The following is an 18,119-nucleotide window of genomic DNA, read 5'->3' as shown; positions in this document are numbered from 1 at the left end:
CTCTTCGGTTTCCGGACACCGTGCCGTCACGAGGGACGGGAACGTTCTTGTCGTCCCCGCTCGGCTCCCCGCCCGTCCGCCCCGCACCGCTCGGGCGTGACAGAAGGACGTACCCGTGTCCCCGCTCCAGCCGCTCGAGCTCAACGAGCTGCCCCGAACGCCGCTCGCCCCCGCCCCCGCCCCCGCCTCCGTCTTCCCCTTCTCCTTCCCCGCCCGCCAGGCACGCCGCGTGCTGTATGTGCTCCCGCCCCTGCTGATCGGGGTGTGGGCGGTGGCCAACTGGTGCGTGCTGTACGAAGGCGCCGCCCGGCTGCCGTCGGCAAGCCCCGGATGGCTGCTGACCGCGGTCGTCTTCGACTCCCTGTGCTGGGTGGCCGCCTCCTGCATGCGACAGGGATGCGTCCCGGAACGGCTCCCGCCACGGCTGCTGCTCGCCTCACAGGTCGCCGCGGGTGCCGCGAACCACATCGTTCCGGCGGGTCTCGGCGGCCACGCCATCACCCTGCGCCTCCTGCGGGGCCGCGGCATCCCCATGGCGCGGGCCACCGCCTCGCTCGCGCTGTACTCGCTGGTCAAGCCGATCGGGCGGATGGTGCTGATCCTCGCGCTCGTCGCGTCCTTCCCCGGCACGGTGCGGATGGGCATGCCCGCCCTGGACGAGCGGATGGTGGTCGTGGCCGTCGGGGGCGCGATCGGGGGTCTCGTCCTCGCGGTCCTGGCGGTGACGGTCATACCTCCGGTACGCCGCACGGTCCTGGGGTTCCTGCGCGTCGCCCTGACCGACGCGCGGGTGCTGCACACCCGGCCGAGCCGCGTCCTCGCCCTGTGGGGCGGGGCGGCCGCCTTCCCGCTGTTCCAGGCGAGCGCGTTCGCCTGTGTGGGGGCCTCGCTCGGCCTGCCGCTCGCCTGGCAGCACATGGTCCTGGCGTACCTCGCCGCCGGTGCCGCGGTCGGCGCCATCCCCGCACCCGGCGGCATCGGCTCGGTGGACGCGGCGCTGGTGTTCACCCTCGCGGCGTTCGGCGCGCCCATGGCGCTGGCGACGTCGGCCGTCATCGGTCACCGGGTCCTGACGGCCTGGCTTCCCCTGCTGCCGGCCGCACTCGTGCTCTCGGCCCTCGTGCGGAGCAAGGCGCTGTGAAGCCGTGAATCCGCCGCCGTGAGTCAGCCGCCGGGAATCAGCCGATGCGCTGCATGCCGAAGAGCGAACCCGCCGCGCTCGCGACCTCGGCGGCGCTGTCGACGGACACCTCGACGGGGACGTCCAGGCGGCGCAGCGCACCGGAGAAGGAGTCCTCGACCAGGGACAGCCGCCAGCTGAGCTGGTTCATCCGGTCGCTGGGGGGCACGCGGGCGATGACCGTCAGCAGCTCCTCGCCGAGCTTCTTCAGCTCGCTCAGTGCCGCCCACTCGCTGGGCTCGCCCGGCGGCTCCAGCTCGGGCGCCATGGTGGCGGGGACGGACAGCGCGTGCGGTATCCGCACCAGCAGGTCGGCGTACCACTCGGCGATGACGCCGGTGAGGTCGGCGCGGAGCCCGTCGAGAAACGTGACCAGCACGATCCCGCCCATGGCCGTACTCGTCGGCTCCGGGGCGGCGGACCCGGGCGCCTCCCGCTCGTGGGCGTAGATGCCGCCCGGGTCCAGGTACTGCCGGATGACGATCGGGACGTCCTCGTCCTGCGGGCGGGGCGCGGGCGGGCGGCGGGCAGGAGCCAGCACCACCCGGACCGGGGTGATGCCCCGGGCGGCCTCCTGGGCCGCCGCGTGGCATGCGTGATCCGTAGGCACGGCAGACCTCACCTGCTTCGTCCGCTTCGTTGCGCTGTGCGCGGAGATGAGGACGTACGCTACCGCTCCTCCTCGGAGGAATGAACATGTCCGTACGCATCGGACAGCCGACTGCCGCGGCCCGAGCTGCCGGAACGGCCCGAGCCGCCGGAACTGCCGGACCGCCGGAGCCGCGCGGGCGAGGAGCGCGTCAGGGTTCCGGGCACAGCCACACCGTGGCCAGTGGCGGCAGCGTCACGGTGATGCTCGCCTCGTGGCCGTGGCACGGGATGTCCTCGGCCTTCACCGGCTCGGGATGGGTGATGCCGCTGCCGCCGTAGCGCGTGTTGTCGGTGTTCAGGAGCTCCGCCCAGGCGGGGATGCCGGCGGGCGCGCCGAGGCGGTAGTCATGGCGGACGACGGCGGAGAAGTTGCTGACGGCCAGCAGCGGGGGGCCGTCGGCGGCGTGGCGGAGGAAGGCGAGGACGTTGTCCTCGGCGGCGTCGGCGGTGATCCAGGCGAAGCCGTCGGGGTCGGTGTCCCGTTCCCACAACGCCGGGGTGGCGCGGTAGCGGGCGTTCAGGTCGCGGATCAGGGCGAGGACGCCGCGGTGGTCGGGGGCCGCGGGCCAGGCCGGGTCGAGGACCCACCACTGCGGGCCGTCGGTCTCGGACCACTCCGCGCCCTGGGCGAACTCCTGGCCCATGAAGAGGAGTTGCTTGCCGGGGTGGGACCACATGAATGCGACGTACGCCCGGTGGCTGGCGCGTTGCCGCCACCAGTCGCCGGGCGGCTTGGAGACGAGCGAGCGCTTGCCGTGGACGACCTCGTCGTGGGAGACGGGGAGGATGTACCGCTCGGTGTGGGCGTAGGAGATGGAGTGCGTGATCTCGTCGTGGTGCCAGGCGCGGTGGACCGGGTCGCGGGCGAGGTAGACGAGCGAGTCGTGCATCCAGCCCATGTTCCACTTGAAGTCGAAGCCCAGGCCGCCGGCCTCCGGCGGGCGCGTGACGCCGTCCCAGGCCGTGGACTCCTCGGCGATGGTGAGGACGCCGGGGTGGCGGCGGTGGACGGCGGCGTTGAGGTCGCGGAGGAAGGAGACCGCGTCCCAGTTCTCGTTGCCGCCGTCGGCGTTGGGGGTCCACTGGCCCTCGGCGCGCGAGTAGTCGAGGTAGAGCATGGAGGCGACGGCGTCCACCCGGATGCCGTCGATGTGGTACTCCTCGCACCAGTACAGGGCGTTGGCGACGAGGAAGTTGCGGACCTCCCGGCGGGCGTGGTCGAAGACGAGGGTGCCCCAGTCGGGGTGTTCGGCGCACGCCGGGTCGGGGTGCTCGTAGCAGGCGGTGCCGTCGAAGCGGGCCAGGGCCCAGGCGTCCTTGGGGAAGTGGGCGGGGACCCAGTCGACGATGACGCCGATCCCCGCCTGGTGGAGGGCGTCGATCAGGTGCTTGAAGTCGTCGGGGGTGCCCAGGCGGGCGGTGGGGGCGTAGTAGCCGGTGACCTGGTAGCCCCAGGAGGGGCCGTAGGGGTGCTCGGCCGGCGGCATCAGCTCGACGTGGGTGAAGCCGAGGTCGCGGACGTAGGGCGGAAGTTCGCGGGCCAGGTCGCGGTAGCCGAGGCCGGGGCGCCAGGAGGAGAGGTGCAGTTCGTAGACGGAGAGGGGGGAGGCGTGCCAGGAACGCCCGCGACGCGCGGCGAGCCACTCGGCGTCGCCCCAGGCGTACGCGCTGCGCCAGACCACGGACGCGGTGGCGGGCGGGCACTCGGTGCGGCGCGCCATCGGGTCGGCGTGGAGGGCGAGGCCGCCGTCGGCGTGGCGGACGGCGAACTTGTAGAGGGCGCCGGGCGCGACGCCGGGGACGAACGCCTCCCAGACGCCCGGGGGGCGTCGCCGCATCGGGTGCGCGGCCGGGTCCCAGGCGTTGAAGTCGCCGGCGACGCCGACGGCGCGGGCGTTCGGGGCCCAGACCGTGAAGCGGGTGCCCTTCGCGCAGGGGTGGGCGCCGAGCGCCTCCCAGAGGCGTTCGTGGCGGCCCTCGGCGATGAGATGCAGGTCGAGTTCGCCCAGCGGGCGGAGGCGCATGGGTGGGTGCTCCGTTCACTCCGAGGCGGCGAGGCGCCGGATGGCGGCCATGGGGACGTGGAGCCAGGCGGGGCGGTGGCGGGCCTCGTAGAGCACCTCGTAGACGGCCTTGTCGGTCTCGTACGCGCGCAGCAGCTCGATCTGGTCCATCGGGTCGGTGCCGGAGACCTCGGTGTAGCCCGCGACGTAGGCGGCGCGGCTGGCGCGGGACCACGCCTGGACCCAGGGGCCGCCCGCGCGGTGCTGGCAGGCGGCGTAGTCGAAGGAACGCAGCATGCCGGCGATGTCGCGCACGGGCGGGCCGAGCGTGCGGCGGTCGGTGAGGGGGCGGGCGGGCTCGCCCTCGAAGTCGATCAGCGACCAGCGGCCTCCGGGGCCCCGGAGCACCTGGCCCAGGTGCAGGTCGCCGTGGAGGCGCTGCACCACGCAGCGCCGGCCGCGCCGTGCGAAGCCGGCCAGGTCCTCGTACGCCCGGCGCAGCCCGGTGCGGTAGGGGCGCAGGGCGGGGACGGCCGAGCTGGCCTCGGCGAGGCGTTCGGTCATGGCGGTGGCGGTCTGCTCCAGCTGGGGGCGGCGCAGCACGGAGGTGGGCAGGGCGGCGGCGAGCGCGGTGTGGACCTCGGCGGTGGCGCGGCCGAGCGACCGGGCGGCGTCGGTGAAGTCGGCGCGGCGGCCCAGCGCCGTGCACGCCAGGTGCCAGCCGTCGCGGGAGCCGGCGAGGTAGGGCTGGAGGACGCCGAGGGTCAGCGGCTCGGCGGTGCCGGGGGACGCCTCGAACCAGGCGGAGGGGGCGGGGACGCGGTCGCAGCCGGTCCCGGCGAGGGCGCGGGGCAGCTCCAGATCGGGGTTGATGCCGGGGCTGACGCGGCGGAAGAGCTTGAGGATGTGGCTGTCGCCGTAGACGACGGAGGAGTTGGTCTGCTCGCCGGTCAGGACGCGGGCGGCCAGGCCGGAGGGGATGGCGGTGCCGGGGGCGCGGCCGAAGCGGAGGGCGCCGAGGCGGCCGGGGGCACGCAGGCGTTCCAGGAGCAGGTCGGCGAGGCGCGGGTCGTGGAGGGCGTCGTAGACGGCGCGGCCGCGCAGCGGGCCGTCGACGGGGCGGCCGACGAGGGCGGGGGCGAGGGCGGGCGGCAGGACGGGGCGTACGCCGAGGAGCAGCTGGTAGCAGTCGCCCGTGGCGAGGGCGGCGGGGGCGTCCTGGCGGTCGGGGCGGGTGCGGACGAGGAGGTGGAGCAGGCCCGGGGCGGGTCCGCCGGTGCCGCAGGGCAGCAGCTCGGTGGCGGCGACGAGGGTGAGGCCGCCGAGGGCGCGGCCCTTGCCCGCGAACCAGCGCTGCCGGGGGAGCCAGCGGGCGAGCAGGTGGGTGAGGGAGTCCAGCAGGGCCGCGCCGTGGGGGGAGCCGGTCGCGAGGACGCCACGGGGTGCCGTCCGGGGTGAGGAGCTGTCAGACATGGCGTCCTTTCCCCGGGCACAAGAATTGTGCGAAGAAGTGTCCCGGATTGCGGCGTTGGATGTCCGGCGCGGCGCGGGACGTGTCGTGAAGGAACAACCGTGAGAGTGAGGCCCGTCACGCAAACGGAGGGCTTTGGGCAGTGCTGCGGTGCAACTGCGGGTGCGCGGCGGTGCGCGGCGGTGCGCGGCGGTGCGCGGCGGTGCGCGGCGGTGCGCGGCGGTGCGCTGGGGTGGGAGAGGCTTCCCCCAGGGGTGTGGGGGCAAGCCTGTCCCGGAATCCTAGGCGGCCTGTGTGTGGCCTATGTCTCGGGTGCTTTACGCAGCCGGAACCAGTAGAAGCCGTGTCCGGCGAGGGTCAGCAGGTAGGGAAGCTCGCCGATGCGGGGGAAGGGGACGCCGCCGATCAGCTCGACGGGAATGCGGCCCTCCCAGGGCCTGAGGTCCAGCTCCGTCGGCTGGGAGAAGCGGGAGAAGTTGTTGACGCACATGACCAGGTCGTCGCCGTGCTCGCGGAGGAAGGCGAGGACCGCCGGGTTGGAGGAGGGCAACTCGGCGTAGGAGCCGAGGCCGAAGGCCACGTTCTGCTTGCGGATCTCGATCATGCGGCGGGTCCAGTGCAGCAGCGAGGCGGGGGAGGCCATCGACGCCTCGACGTTGGTGACCTGATAGCCGTAGATGGGGTCCATGATGGTCGGCAGGAACAGCCGGCCGGGGTCGCAGGTGGAGAAGCCGGAGTTGCGGTCGGGGGTCCACTGCATGGGGGTGCGCACGGCGTCCCGGTCGCCGAGCCAGATGTTGTCGCCCATGCCGATCTCGTCGCCGTAGTAGAGGATCGGCGAGCCGGGGAGGGAGAGGAGCAGAGCGGTGAAGAGCTCGATCTGGTTGCGGTCGTTGTCCAGGAGCGAGGCCAGGCGCCGCCGGATGCCGATGTTGGCGCGCATGCGGGGGTCCTTGGCGTACTCCGCGTACATGTAGTCGCGCTCCTCGTCGGTGACCATCTCCAGGGTCAGCTCGTCGTGGTTGCGCAGGAAGATGCCCCACTGGCAGCCGGAAGGGATCATCGGGGTCTTGGCGAGGATCTCGGAGACCGGGTAGCGGGACTCGCGGCGGACGGCCATGAAGATGCGCGGCATCACGGGGAAGTGGAACGCCATGTGGCACTCGTCGCCGCCCTTCTCGTAGGAGCCGAAGTAGTCGACGACGTCCTCGGGCCACTGGTTGGCCTCGGCCAGCAGCATGGTGTCGGGGTAGTGGGAGTCGATCTCGGCGCGGACGCGCTTGAGGAACGCGTGCGTCGCAGGAAGGTTTTCGCAGTTGGTGCCTTCCTCGGCGAACAGGTAGGGGACGGCGTCGAGGCGGAAGCCGTCGATGCCCAGGTCCAGCCAGAACCGCAGCGCGGAGAGGATCTCGTCCTGCACGGCGGGGTTGTCGTAGTTGAGGTCGGGCTGGTGGGAGAAGAAGCGGTGGAAGTAGTACTGGCGGCGGATCGGGTCGAAGGTCCAGTTGGAGGACTCGGTGTCGACGAAGATGATCCGCGCGTCGGCGTACTGCTTGTCGTCGTCGGCCCACATGTAGTAGTCGCCGTAGGGGCCTTCGGGGTCCCGGCGGGACTCCTGGAACCACCGGTGCTGGTCGCTGGTGTGGTTCATGACGAAGTCGATGATGACGCGCATGCCGCGCTGGTGCGCGGCGTCGACGAACTCCACGAAGTCCGCCAGGTTCCCGAACTCGGGCAGCACGTCGGCGTAGTCCGACACGTCGTAGCCGCCATCCCGCAGCGGCGACTTGAAGAACGGCGGCAGCCAGAGGCAGTCGACCCCGAGCCACTGCAGATAGTCCAGTTTCGCGGTGAGTCCTTTCAGGTCGCCGATTCCGTCGCCGTTGCTGTCCATGAAGGAGCGGACGAGAACCTCGTAGAAGACCGCGCGTTTGAACCACTCGGGATCGCGTTCGCGGGCTGGCGTGTCCTCGAATGTGTCGGGGACCGGCTCATTGACGCTCATCTGTTGGGTGACCCTCCGGTCTGTGAGGCGGGTCGCAGGGAAAAGACGTGCGCCGAAGAGGCGAGTGCGCCTGGGCGTCCCGGCTCCAGCCGCACGTAGTTGTCCCTGCCCCAGTAGTAGGTTTCTCCGGTGAGCTCGTCACGCACCGGGAAGGGCTCGGCACCGGCTTCCTGAGCAGGGGACAGGCCGCACCCTTCAAGTTCCGACATATTCAACGACACCGTGGCCTCGTGCGTATGCGAAGGATCGAGATTGATCACGGTGAGAACGCAGTCGGCTTGAGGTGTCCTAACGCGCTTGGAGTACGCCAGGATGTGCTCGTTGTCGGTGCGGTGAAAGCTCAGGTTGCGCAGGCGTCGCAGGGCGGGGTGCCGGCGGCGCAGTTCGTTGAGGCGGGTGATGAGCGGGGTGATGCTGCGGCCCGTGCGGTCGGCCGCGGCCCAGTCGCGGGGGCGGAGCTGATACTTCTCGGAATCGGCGTACTCCTCGCTGCCGGGCGCCGCCGCCTTCGCCTCGCACAGCTCGTATCCGGCGTACATTCCCCAGCTGGGGGAGAGCGTCGCGGCCAGCACAGCGCGCGTTTCGAATGCCGCCCGCCCCCCTTCCTGGAGATAGGCGTGGAGGATATCCGGGGTGTTGACGAAGAGGTTCGGGCGCATATACGCCGCTGCCGGGCCGCTGAGCTCGGTGAGGTATTCGGTCAGCTCGTCCTTGGTGGTGCGCCAGGTGAAGTATGTGTAGGACTGCTGGAAACCGATCTGGGCGAGCGTGCGCATCATCGCGGGGCGGGTGAAGGCCTCGGCGAGGAAGACGACATCCGGATCGGTGCGGTTGATCTCGGCGATGACCTTCTCCCAGAACACCACCGGCTTGGTGTGCGGATTATCGACCCGGAAGACGCGCACGCCGTGCGCCATCCAGAAGCGCAGCAGGCGCAGCGTCTCCGCGACCAGGCCGCGGAAATCGTGTTCGAAGGAAATCGGATAGATGTCCTGGTACTTCTTCGGAGGATTCTCGGCGAACGCGACGGAGCCGTCGGCGCGCCGGCGGAACCACTCGGGGTGCTCCTTGACCCAGGGGTGGTCGGGGCTGCACTGGAGTGCGAAGTCGAGCGCGACCTCCATGCCGTGCGAGGCGGTGGCGGAGACGAAGGCGTCGAAGTCCTCCAGCGTGCCGAGGTCGGGGTGGACGGCGTCGTGGCCGCCGTCGGGCGAGCCGATGGCCCACGGGCAGCCGACGTCGTCCGGGCCGGCCTCCAGCGCGCCGTTGCCGCCCTTGCGGAAGGAGGTGCCGATGGGGTGGACCGGCGGCAGGTAGACGACGTCGAAGCCCATGGCGGCGATGGCGGGCAGCCGCCCGGCGGCGGTGCGCAGGGTGCCGGAGACCGGGGGCGAGCCGGGGCGTACCACGGCGCCCTCGGAGCGGGGGAACAGCTCGTACCAGGCGCCGACCAGGGCGCGTTCCCGCTCCACCAGCAGCGGCAGCGGGCGGGAGGCGGTGACCAGCTCCCGCAGCGGGTGGCGGGCCAGGACCGCGGTCACCTCGGGGGCCAGGGCGGCGGCGAGGCGCGCGGGCGCGGGGCGGCCGAGGTCGCGCAGGGCGTCGGCGGCCGCGAGCACGGTCCTGCGGCGCTCGCGCAGCGGTACGCCGGCGGCGGCGCGGGTGAGCAGCTCGGCACCCTCGGCGAGGGTGAGTTCGGTGTCGGCGGACTCGGGCGCGGCGCCTGTCTTGATGCGGGCGTGCTCGCGCCAGGTGGCGAGCGGGTCGCCCCACGCCTCGACGGCGTAGGTCCAGCGGCCCTCGGTGTCGGGGGTGATCTCGGCGCCCCAGCGGTCGGTGCCGGGGGCCAGCTCGCGCATGGGCAGCCAGGGGCCACCCCGGCCGGCGGGGTCGCGCAGCACGACGTTGGCCCCCACCGCCTCGGCGCCCTCGCGGAAGACGGTGGCGCTGACGAGCAGGGTCTCGCCGGGGACGGCCTTGACCGGGCGGCGGCCGCAGTCGATGCGCGGCTGGACGTCGAGGACGGGGATGCGACCGATCATCTGGGGATCACCTGGGTGGGCTCGGGGGGTGACGGGCGTGGGTCTCGTCCTTTGTAGCGGTTTGGCGGTGATGGGGCTGGTTTGGGGCGTGGCAGCTCCGGGGCGCGTTCACCCGTGTGGGCGGGTGGCCCGCGGGTCACTCGGGGGTGGTCCGGCGTCGGCCTTCAGCATCTCCCCGCCGTGTCAGGGGTCTGTACAGAGCGCGTGAACACGAAAACCGGCCCCCGCGCCGGGGGGCGCGGGGGCCGGTGAGAGGAGGAAGGAATCCTTCGGCCGGCGGCAGGCCTACTGCCAGGTGACGTCCGACTCCTCGTACAGGCAGTGCGTGCCGTCGGGACCGGAGCCGGCCTCCTCCGGCTCGTCGCCGGAGTCGTTGCCGATGTACCGCTGGCACACGGTGGTGTCGTCCGGCGATGACCCGGTGACGGTGAGGTTGGTGATCGTCGCCGTGTCGCCGTAGTTCTCGTTGATGCCGACGATCGTGTCGGCCGGGGCGTTCGCCGTCACGCCGTCCATGACGACGTTGCGCTGCGGCATCTCGTCGCAGTTGCCGCAGGAGCGGTACAGCGTGCCGAAGTCGGTGGCCGTGAAGCCCGTGACGGTCAGCGTGCCGCCGCCGTTGTGCTGCAGCACCTTGTCGTCGGCCGCGTTGGCGCTGCCGCCGATGACGGCGTAGTTCGAGCCGCCCCGGAAGGTGGCGGCGTCCTCGCCGACGTCCTCCCAGGTGATGTTCTCCAGGGTGCAGTCGCCCTCGCAGTGGATGCCGTCCGCCCCGGGCGCGGCGATGGTGAGGTTGCTCAGCGTCGCGCCGTTGCTCACCTCGAAGACGGCCGACTGGTCCTCGTCCTGGTCGCCGCCGCCGAGGCCCTCACCGGGGATGTAGGTGGCGCCGCCGCCGTCGAAGTCCTCCTCGATGACGATGGTCTCCTCGACCACCTCCTGCAGAGGCTGCGGTGAGTCCTCGGTCTCGGCGCCGTTCGCCATGGTCGTCGCCCCGCCGGCCACCAGGACGCCGGCGAACGCGGCGGCCGCGAGGAGGCGGCCCCGCCTCCCTATTCCTTTGCGATGTTCAGATCGCACGCGATGCTCCTTCGCGGTGGGAACTGTTTCCGGGGTGGTGCCGACGACATGATGTTGCCGCCGGCCGGCTCGACGGTTGCGAGCCGGAACCGGCGGCTTGTGCACCGGTTATGTGACCGGCGCGTAAGTGTGACGTGAACGCGTCAACGCCCCGCCGGAACGCCGTTCAGCATCGACGGCGTCACCTGCGCCATGTCCGGGCCGATGTAGAAGCCCGGGTGCGGCGGCTGGTTGTAGGCGGTGTTCTGCCAGGCGACGCCCGTGCGGTACTGCCGGTCCTGCATCAGCGCCGGGATCTCGGTGTCGGTCGGGTCGTCGGTGGAGTAGATCCGCAGCGCGTTGTGGTCCGAGGTGGCCCAGATGACCTCCTCGCGCCAGTCACCCAGGATGTCCGCCGAGAGCGCCGGGGTGGCCTTGGTGCCGTTGCCCGACACCACGCCCTCGCCCGTCAGCAGCCGGGTGTCGCCGTCCGGGCCGTACTTGTCGATGTGGGTGTCGTCCAGCAGCTCCCGCGTGGTGTCGCCGTCCCACCAGGACAGGAAGTTCATGCTGTCGGGCTTGCGGCCGATCTCCTCGCCCGCCCCGTTGCGCAGGCTGCCGTCGTTCGCCGACCAGAACTCGCCGCCCGGGTTGTCCGCCCAGATGTCGCCGCCCACGCCGCGGCCGTTGTCCTCGGAGGGTGAGGTCTCCCAGAGGATCTCGCCGGTGGCGGGGTCGATGTAGACGGAGGACGGCGCGCTGCCGGACTCGGAGACCTTGAAGTACTCCAGGCCCGGGTCGTTCGGGTCGAAGTCACCCAGGTGCTGCGCGTCGCCGTGATAGGTGCCGGCGTTCCACAGCGGGCCGCCGTCGTCGTCGATGGCCATCGCGCCGTAGACGATCTCGTCGCGCCCGTCCTCGTCCACGTCGCCGACCGACAGGCTGTGCGAACCCTGGCCCGCGTACTCGCCGCCGGCCACGTCGCTGTCGAAGACCCAGCGCTCGGTGAGGTTGGTGCCGTCGAAGTCCCAGGCGGCGACGACGGAGCGGGTGTAGTAGCCGCGCGCCATGATCAGCGAGGGGCTCTCGCCGTCCAGGTACGCCGTGCCCGCCAGGAAGCGGTCGACGCGGTTGCCGTAGTCGTCGCCCCAGTCGGCGACGTTGCCACGCGGGGGCACGTAGTCCACGGTGTCGATGGCCGCGCCGGTCGCGCCGTCGAACATCGTCAGGAACTCCGGGCCGTCCAGGATGTACCCGCTCCCGTTGCGCCAGTCGGCGTTCGCGTCGCCGATGACGGTGCCCTCGCCGTCCACCGTGGCGTCGGCGGTCTTCATGGCGACCTCGGCCGAGCCGTCGCCGTCGTAGTCGAAGACCTGGAACTGGGTGTAGTGGGCCCCGGCGCGGATGTTGTGGCCGAGGTCGATGCGCCACAGCTGCTCGCCGCTGAGGGTGTAGGCGTCCACGTAGACGTTGCTGGTGTAGCCCTCGTGCGAGTTGTCCTTGGCGTCGTCCGGGTTCCACTTCAGGACGATGTCCAGCTCGCCGTCGCCGTTGAGGTCGCCGACGGAGGCGTCGTTGGCGGTGTAGTTGTCGCCCGGCCGGCTGATGGGGACGTCCGTCGAGGCCATCGGCATGTTCAGCGCCTGCGCGGCGTCCTTGGTCTCCACGCCGTCCACGACGCTGCTGACGGTGTACTCGGCGCCGGCCGGGGCGCCCTCGTCGAGGAGGTTGGTGCGGTCGGTGAGCGGCCGGTCGTTGATCTTCTCACCGTCTCGGTAGACGTTGAACGCCACGTCGTCCGGGTCGGTGGCCAGCAGCCGCCAGCTCACCAGGTTGCCGTCCTCGGAGCCCACGCTGACCAGCCCGCGGTCCAGATCGTCCATCTGGTAGGGCTCGGCGTACGGACCCGCCGCACCCTCGGCGGCGGGACGTGAGAGGTCCTCGGCGGTGTTGGCGTACGCCAGCGCCGTCAGCCCGCCGGTGCTCAGCACGCCGGCGAGCCCGGCGGCGAGCAGGATGCGGCCTCGCCTCTTCTCTCGTTTGCGGTGCGACGGTTGCATGCGGCTCTCCTCGTCGTGGGGGGTCGGGTGTGAACCGTTTCAATAGGGGGTTGCCGCAGAGGGTCGAGAGGTTGCCGGTGATTTCTGGTTGCCGCAGGCGGCCGGGAAGTTGCCGGTGACGTGACCGGTAACACGGCGGTGACCGGGGAGTTGCCGGGGAACGTCACGAGAGGGCTGATTGCGGCGGCCTTGTCCCGTTTACCGGAGTGGTTCACAGTGCTGTTACCAAGGCTGTGAGTCTCAGCTCGGTATCGCCGTTCAGCCCCCGGTTCACAGCTATCTACGCGCGCAGTAATGTGCCTTCACCGAAACGCCATACCGCCGCCGACCCCCTGAGGTGGACGATGCCCATAGCAAGACCGAAGGCCGCGCGGCTCTTCGCCGCCGTCCTCGCCGCCGGTCTCATCCTGACCGGCTGCGCCGAGAGCGAACGGGACGACGACTCCTCGGGCGACGCCGAGACCTTCGTCTTCGGCGCCCCGGGCGACCCCGCCTCGCTCGACCCGTCGCTGGCCAGCGACGGCGAGACCTTCCGGGTCACCCGCCAGGCATTCGAGGCCCTGCTGGAGCACGAATCCGGGGGCACCGAACTGGTCGGCGGGCTCGCCGAGACCTGGGAACAGAACCCGGCCGGCACGAAATGGACATTCCATCTGCGCGATGGCGTCACATTCCACGATGGCGAGGAACTCACCGGCGAGGCCGTCTGCGCGAACTACGACCACTGGTTCAACCTCAAGGGCACATACCAGAACCCGGCGCTGACCTATTACTGGCAGGCCACCATGGGTGGATTCGCCGAGAACGAGAGCGAGGACGCCCCCGAGCCGAACTACGTGGGCTGCGAAGCGCCCGACCCGATGACCGCCGTCATCGAGGTCGAGCACCCGTCGGCCAACCTGCCCGGCGCGTTCTCCCTCCAGGCCCTGGCCATCCACTCGCCCAAGGCCATCGAGGCCTACCAGCAGCAGCAGGCCAGCGGCGAGGGCGAGAACATCAGCTACCCCGACTACAGCCAGGAGGTCGGCGCCAACAGCCCCCTCGCCGGCACCGGCCCGTTCCGCATCACCGGCTGGGACAAGGGCAACGGCGAGGTCACCCTGGAGCGCTTCGACAACTACTGGGGCGAGAAGGCCGGCGTCGAGGAACTCGTCTTCCGCACCATCTCCGAGGAGGACGCCCGCCGCCAGGCGCTTCAGGCAGGCAACATCCAGGGCTACGACCTGGTCGCGCCCGGCGACGTGCAGACCCTGGAGGACGAGGGCTTCCAGGTGCCCGTCCGCGACGTCTTCAACATCCTCTACCTCGGCTTCACGCAGGAGGCGAACCCGGCGCTCGAGGACATCCACGTCCGCCAGGCCATCGCGCACGCCATGGACCGGCAGGGCCTCGTCGACACCCAGCTGCCCGAGGGTGGCGTGGTCGCCACGCAGTTCATCCCCGACACCATCGAGGGCTACTCCGAGGACGTCACCACCTACGCCCACGACCCCGGCAAGGCCCAGGACCTGCTGGCCGACGCGGGCCAGGAGAACCTGACGGTGGAGTTCTGCTACCCGACCGAGGTGACCCGCCCGTACATGCCCAACCCCGAGGACATCTTCGAGCGGCTGAAGGAGGACCTCGAGGGGGTCGGCATCACCGTCGAGCCCAAGCCCATGGTGTGGAACCCGACGTACGTCGACACCGCCGAGGCCGGCGGCTGCGAACTGCGACTGCTGGGCTGGACCGGCGACTTCAACGACGCCTTCAACTTCCTCGGCACCTGGTTCAACGGCTACTCCGAGGAGTGGGGCTTCAGGAACCAGGAGCTCTTCGACCTGATGGGGCAGGCCGAGACCGAGGGCGACGTCGAGACCCGGGTCGGCCTCTACCAGGACATCAACGAGATGGTCATGGACTTCCTGCCGGGCATCCCGATCTCCAGCTCCCCGCCGTCCATCGCCTTCGCCGACAACGTCAACCCGCCGGAGGTCTCTCCCCTCACACAGGAGAACTTCGCCGAGGTGTCGTTCAAGTAGGCGCCTGAGCGAGCAGGGACACAGAGGGATTCACAGCGACATGGCCTCGTCCGCCCGGCCACACCACCGATGTGGCCGGGCGGACACCTGACCGGCGCACGACCGAAGAAAGGGGCGACCACCCAAGGTGTTGCGTCTCATCATCCGCAGGCTTCTCCAGCTCATACCCACGCTGGTCGGCCTGTCGGTGCTCCTCTTCATCTGGGTGCACCAGCTCCCCGGCGGCCCCGTCGCCGCCATGCTCGGCGAGCACGCCACCGAGGCGGACCGGCGGCGCATCGAGGAGGCCCTCGGCCTCAACGACCCGCTGTGGCAGCAGTACCTCACCTACGTGAAGGAGCTGCTCCAGCTCGACCTCGGCACCTCCTCGCAGACCGGCCGGCCCGTGTGGGAGGAGTTCACCCAGCGCTACCCCGCCACCATGGAGCTGGGCCTGACCGCCATGCTGTTCGCGGTCGTCGTCGGCATCCCGCTCGGCTACTTCGCCGCCCGCCGCCGCGGCAGCTGGCTCGACGTCACCGCCGTCTCCGGCTCCCTCGTCGGCATCTGCATCCCCGTCTTCTTCCTCGCCTTCCTCCTCAAGCAGGTCTTCGCCGTCGAGCTGGGCTGGCTGCCCACCTTCGGCCGCCAGACCACCGGCCTCGACGCCACCGAGGTGACCGGCTTCTACGTCCTCGACGGCCTCCTCACCCGCGAGTGGGACGCCTCCTGGGACGCCATCGAGCACCTGATCCTGCCCGGCGCCGCCCTCGCCTCCATCCCGCTGGCCGTCATCGTCCGCATGACCCGCGCCAGCGTCCTCGAGGTGCTGGGCGAGGACTACGTGCGCACCGCCGAGTCCAAGGGCCTCAGCCAGCAGGTGGTCCGCACCCGGCACGTGCTGCGCAACGCGCTGCTGCCCGTCATCACCACCATCGGCCTGCTCACCGGCAGCCTGCTGTCGGGCGCCGTGCTGACCGAGTCCGTCTTCGAGTTCGGCGGCATCGGGAACTTCATCAAGACCGCCATCGACCAACGCGACTATCCCGTGCTGATGGGCTTCATCCTCTTCATCGCCCTCACCTACGTGCTGATCAACCTGCTGGTCGACATCGCCTACAGCATCATCGACCCGAGGGTGAGGGTGCACTGATGGCCACGGCCGTGAAGAAGGTCTCCAAGATCGACCGGCTCGCCGAGCTCACCGCGCAACGCGAACACGCCGCCGGCGGCAGCCTGTGGGTGGAGACGCTGCGCCGCCTGCGCGGCAGCAAGATGGCCATCGTCGGCGCCGCCATCATGGCCGCGTTCGTCCTCGTGGCCATCGTCGGGCCCTGGCTCGCCCCCTACGACCCGACCGACCAGACCTGGCGCGACGAGGTCTTCAGCAACCGGGGCATTTTCGTCGGCCCCCGCGCCGACAACTGGCTGGGCCTCGACCACCTCGGCCGCGACGAGCTGTCGCGGCTGCTGGTCGGCGCCCGGCAGACGCTGCTCGTCGGCGTCGTCTCCACCCTCATCGGCTTCGCCGTCGGCGTCGTCATCGGCGGCCTGTCCGGCGCCGCCCTCTCCTTCGGCGGCACGGTCGGCCGGCGGATCGACACCGCGCTGATGCGCTTCATCGACATCACGCTGGCGCTGCCCTCGCTGCTGCTGGCCGTCAGCATCGCCGCCGTCATGGGCCAGAGCCTGACCACCGTCATGATCGCGGTCGGCGTGGTGCAGATCCCCATCTTCGCCCGGCTGCTGCGCGGCTCCATGCTCGCCCAGGCCAACGCCGACTACGTGCTGGCCGCGCGCGCCCTGGGCGTACGCCGCCGCCGCATCGTGCTCGCCCACGTGCTGCCCAACTCCCTCGGCCCGGTGATCGTGCAGTCCACCCTCGCCCTGGCCACCGCCATCATCGAGGCCGCCGCCCTGTCCTACCTGGGCCTGGGCAACCCCGACGCCTCCACGCCCGAGTGGGGCGTCATGCTGGCCAAGGCACAGGAGGACTTCAGCCAGGCGCCCATGCTGGCCGTCTATCCCGCCATCGGGATCATCATCACCGCCCTCGGCTTCACCCTGCTGGGCGAGGCCATGCGGGAGGCACTCGACCCGAAACTCCGGAGCCGATGACATGACCCTGCTTTCCGTGGACGAGCTGTCCGTCACCTTCGCGGGCCAGGACATGCCGGCCGTCTCGGGCGTCTCCTTCACCATCGACGAGGGCGAGGTCACCGGCCTCGTCGGCGAGTCCGGCTGCGGCAAGAGCGTCACCTCGCTCGCGCTGATGGGCCTGCTGCCAAGGAAGGGCGTGCGCGTCGGCGGCCGGGCCGACTTCGACGGCACCGACCTGCTCGGCCTGCGCCCCTCCGCCATGCGCGAGCTGCGCGGCACGCAGCTCGCGATGATCTTCCAGGACCCGCTGTCCTCCCTCAACCCCGTCGTCCCCATCGGCGTCCAGGTCACCGAGATCCTCGCCCGCCACCGGGGTCTGCGCGGCTCGGCCGCCCGCAAGGAGGCCGCCACGCTGCTGGACCGCGTCGGCATACCCGACCCGACGCGGCGGCTGAAGGAGTACCCGCACCAGCTCTCCGGCGGCATGCGGCAGCGCGCCCTCATCGCGATGGCGGTGGCCTGCGCGCCGCGCCTGCTCATCGCCGACGAGCCGACGACGGCGCTGGACGTCACGATCCAGGCGCAGATCCTGGAACTGCTGAAGGAACTCGTCGACCAGCAGGGCACGGCCCTGCTGATGATCACCCACGACCTGGGCGTGGTCGCCGGCCTGTGCGACCGCGTCAATGTCCTCTACGCCGGCAAGGTCGTCGAATCCGCCGCCCGCCGCCCGCTCTTCGCCTCCGCCGCCCACCCCTACGCCCACGGCCTGCTCGGCTCCATCCCCCGCCTGGACGCCCCACGCGGCGAGCCCCTGAATCCGGTGCGCGGCTCCATCAACGACACCATCGACTGGACCGACGGCTGCGCCTTCGCCCCGCGCTGCGACTTCTACACGCTCGAATGCCTCGAGGGCACCCCGGAACTGGCCCCCGCCCCGGGCCTCGGCCCCGACCACCAGGTGCGCTGCGTCAACCCGGTCCTCCCGAGGCCGGACGCCGCACCGCCCGGCACCGACCACGACGGTGCGGAGGCCACGGCGGAAGGCCCGGCCGCTGCGGCCGAGGCCGCTGGCGACCCGTCAGCCGACGCGGCGCCCGGCGAGAGCTCGTCGGAGGCCACGCCCACTGAGTCCGCGCAGGACGCGGCGACCACAGGGGGCGGCCCGGCCACCGAGCTTCCCACCGCTGGCGGTGTGTCGGCCGGGGCAGCCTCCGGCGAGGGTTTGCCCGAGGCGGCGCCCGGCGCCGAGTCCGAGGAAGCTGCGAAGGCCGCGGCCTCCGGCCCGCCCGCCGAGGCCGACTCCGCTGACGGCGCGGAGGCCACGGCGCAAGGCCCGGCCGCCGCGGCAACGGCTTCCGACGGTGCGTCGGCCGAGGCGTCGCCCGACACCGGGCCCGAGGGAGACCTGAGGGCTACGGCAGGTGGCTCGGCCACTGGGGCCGACGCGGCTGGCGGCCCGTCAGCGGGTGCGGTGCCCACCGGGCCCGTCCACGACGTGGAGGCCACGACCGGCGGCCCGGCCGACGAGGCCGGCGCGGCGCCCGG

11 protein-coding genes and 1 pseudogene are annotated in these 18,119 nt (G+C 71.4%); 5 read left to right on the top strand and 7 right to left on the bottom strand.

The genetic code is table 11. From position 1 onward, the window contains the following. The first annotated feature begins 115 nt into the window (after positions 1-115). Positions 116-1,141, top strand: a complete 1,026-nt coding sequence (locus ACTWQH_RS13440) for a lysylphosphatidylglycerol synthase transmembrane domain-containing protein (protein ID WP_443286715.1) — start codon at positions 116-118, stop codon at positions 1,139-1,141. A 37-nt stretch (positions 1,142-1,178) separates the two neighbouring features. Here ACTWQH_RS13440 and ACTWQH_RS13435 read toward each other — a convergent pair whose 3' ends face one another. The 7 genes from ACTWQH_RS13435 to ACTWQH_RS13405 all read right to left on the bottom strand — a co-directional run bounded on the left by ACTWQH_RS13435 (position 1,179) and on the right by ACTWQH_RS13405 (position 12,471). Then, positions 1,179-1,790 (bottom strand): hypothetical protein, encoded by a 612-nt coding sequence (locus ACTWQH_RS13435; RefSeq protein WP_443286714.1) that lies wholly within the window; start codon positions 1,788-1,790, stop codon positions 1,179-1,181. A gap of 190 nt (positions 1,791-1,980) precedes the next feature. Beyond that, the gene (gene glgB / locus ACTWQH_RS13430) at positions 1,981-3,855 is read right to left on the bottom strand and encodes a 1,4-alpha-glucan branching protein GlgB (RefSeq protein ID WP_443286713.1); all 1,875 of its coding nucleotides are present in this window, start codon (positions 3,853-3,855) and stop codon (positions 1,981-1,983) included. A 15-nt stretch (positions 3,856-3,870) separates the two neighbouring features. Then, a complete protein-coding gene (locus tag ACTWQH_RS13425) occupies positions 3,871-5,307 on the bottom strand; it encodes a maltokinase N-terminal cap-like domain-containing protein (RefSeq protein ID WP_443286712.1) in 1,437 nt (478 codons plus the stop codon). Positions 5,308-5,606: 299 nt separating this feature from the next. After that, positions 5,607-7,310: a maltose alpha-D-glucosyltransferase gene (gene treS / locus ACTWQH_RS13420; RefSeq protein ID WP_443286711.1), complete on the bottom strand. Its 1,704-nt coding sequence runs from the start codon at positions 7,308-7,310 to the stop codon at positions 5,607-5,609. Continuing rightward, on the bottom strand, positions 7,307-9,352 hold the full coding sequence (locus tag ACTWQH_RS13415; protein WP_443286710.1) for an alpha-1,4-glucan--maltose-1-phosphate maltosyltransferase: 2,046 nt from the start codon (positions 9,350-9,352) through the stop codon (positions 7,307-7,309). The genes treS and ACTWQH_RS13415 overlap by 4 nt, the downstream gene beginning before the upstream one ends. Positions 9,353-9,637: 285 nt before the next feature. Beyond that, complete coding sequence (locus tag ACTWQH_RS13410) at positions 9,638-10,432, bottom strand: pectate lyase (RefSeq protein WP_443286709.1); 795 nt, start codon at positions 10,430-10,432, stop codon at positions 9,638-9,640. A 143-nt stretch (positions 10,433-10,575) separates the two neighbouring features. Beyond that, positions 10,576-12,471: a rhamnogalacturonan lyase gene (locus ACTWQH_RS13405; RefSeq protein ID WP_443286708.1), complete on the bottom strand. Its 1,896-nt coding sequence runs from the start codon at positions 12,469-12,471 to the stop codon at positions 10,576-10,578. A 344-nt stretch (positions 12,472-12,815) separates the two neighbouring features. On the opposite strand from ACTWQH_RS13405, the gene ACTWQH_RS13400 reads away from it, so the two are divergent. From ACTWQH_RS13400 to ACTWQH_RS13385, 4 genes and pseudogenes are all read left to right on the top strand, one after another. Beyond that, the gene (locus ACTWQH_RS13400; RefSeq protein ID WP_443286707.1) at positions 12,816-14,492 is read left to right on the top strand and encodes an ABC transporter substrate-binding protein; all 1,677 of its coding nucleotides are present in this window, start codon (positions 12,816-12,818) and stop codon (positions 14,490-14,492) included. A gap of 127 nt (positions 14,493-14,619) precedes the next feature. Continuing rightward, positions 14,620-15,624 (top strand): ABC transporter permease, encoded by a 1,005-nt coding sequence (locus ACTWQH_RS13395; protein WP_443286706.1) that lies wholly within the window; start codon positions 14,620-14,622, stop codon positions 15,622-15,624. After that, on the top strand, positions 15,624-16,589 hold the full coding sequence (locus ACTWQH_RS13390; RefSeq protein WP_443286705.1) for an ABC transporter permease: 966 nt from the start codon (positions 15,624-15,626) through the stop codon (positions 16,587-16,589). Before ACTWQH_RS13395 ends, ACTWQH_RS13390 begins: the two co-directional genes overlap by 1 nt. 1 nt (position 16,590) lies before the next feature. Beyond that, positions 16,591-17,559: pseudogene (locus tag ACTWQH_RS13385) on the top strand (ABC transporter ATP-binding protein); the annotation flags it as partial. Positions 17,560-18,119: the final 560 nt, after the last annotated feature.

Source organism: Streptomyces sp. 6N223, assembly GCF_052246635.1.
Classification (GTDB): domain Bacteria; phylum Actinomycetota; class Actinomycetes; order Streptomycetales; family Streptomycetaceae; genus Streptomyces.
This window is presented reverse-complemented; position numbering and strand designations above follow the sequence as displayed.

Excerpts from the sequence above, each read along its gene's own strand:
- glgB (WP_443286713.1), bottom strand. The coding sequence starts at position 3,855 with ATGCGCCTCCGCCCGCTGGGCGAACTCGACCTGCATCTCATCGCCGAG.
- ACTWQH_RS13425 (WP_443286712.1), bottom strand. The coding sequence starts at position 5,307 with ATGTCTGACAGCTCCTCACCCCGGACGGCACCCCGTGGCGTCCTCGCG.
- treS (WP_443286711.1), bottom strand. The coding sequence starts at position 7,310 with ATGAGCGTCAATGAGCCGGTCCCCGACACATTCGAGGACACGCCAGCC.
- ACTWQH_RS13415 (WP_443286710.1), bottom strand. The coding sequence starts at position 9,352 with ATGATCGGTCGCATCCCCGTCCTCGACGTCCAGCCGCGCATCGACTGC.
- ACTWQH_RS13405 (WP_443286708.1), bottom strand. The coding sequence starts at position 12,471 with ATGCAACCGTCGCACCGCAAACGAGAGAAGAGGCGAGGCCGCATCCTG.
- ACTWQH_RS13400 (WP_443286707.1), top strand. The coding sequence starts at position 12,816 with ATGCCCATAGCAAGACCGAAGGCCGCGCGGCTCTTCGCCGCCGTCCTC.
- ACTWQH_RS13390 (WP_443286705.1), top strand. The coding sequence starts at position 15,624 with ATGGCCACGGCCGTGAAGAAGGTCTCCAAGATCGACCGGCTCGCCGAG.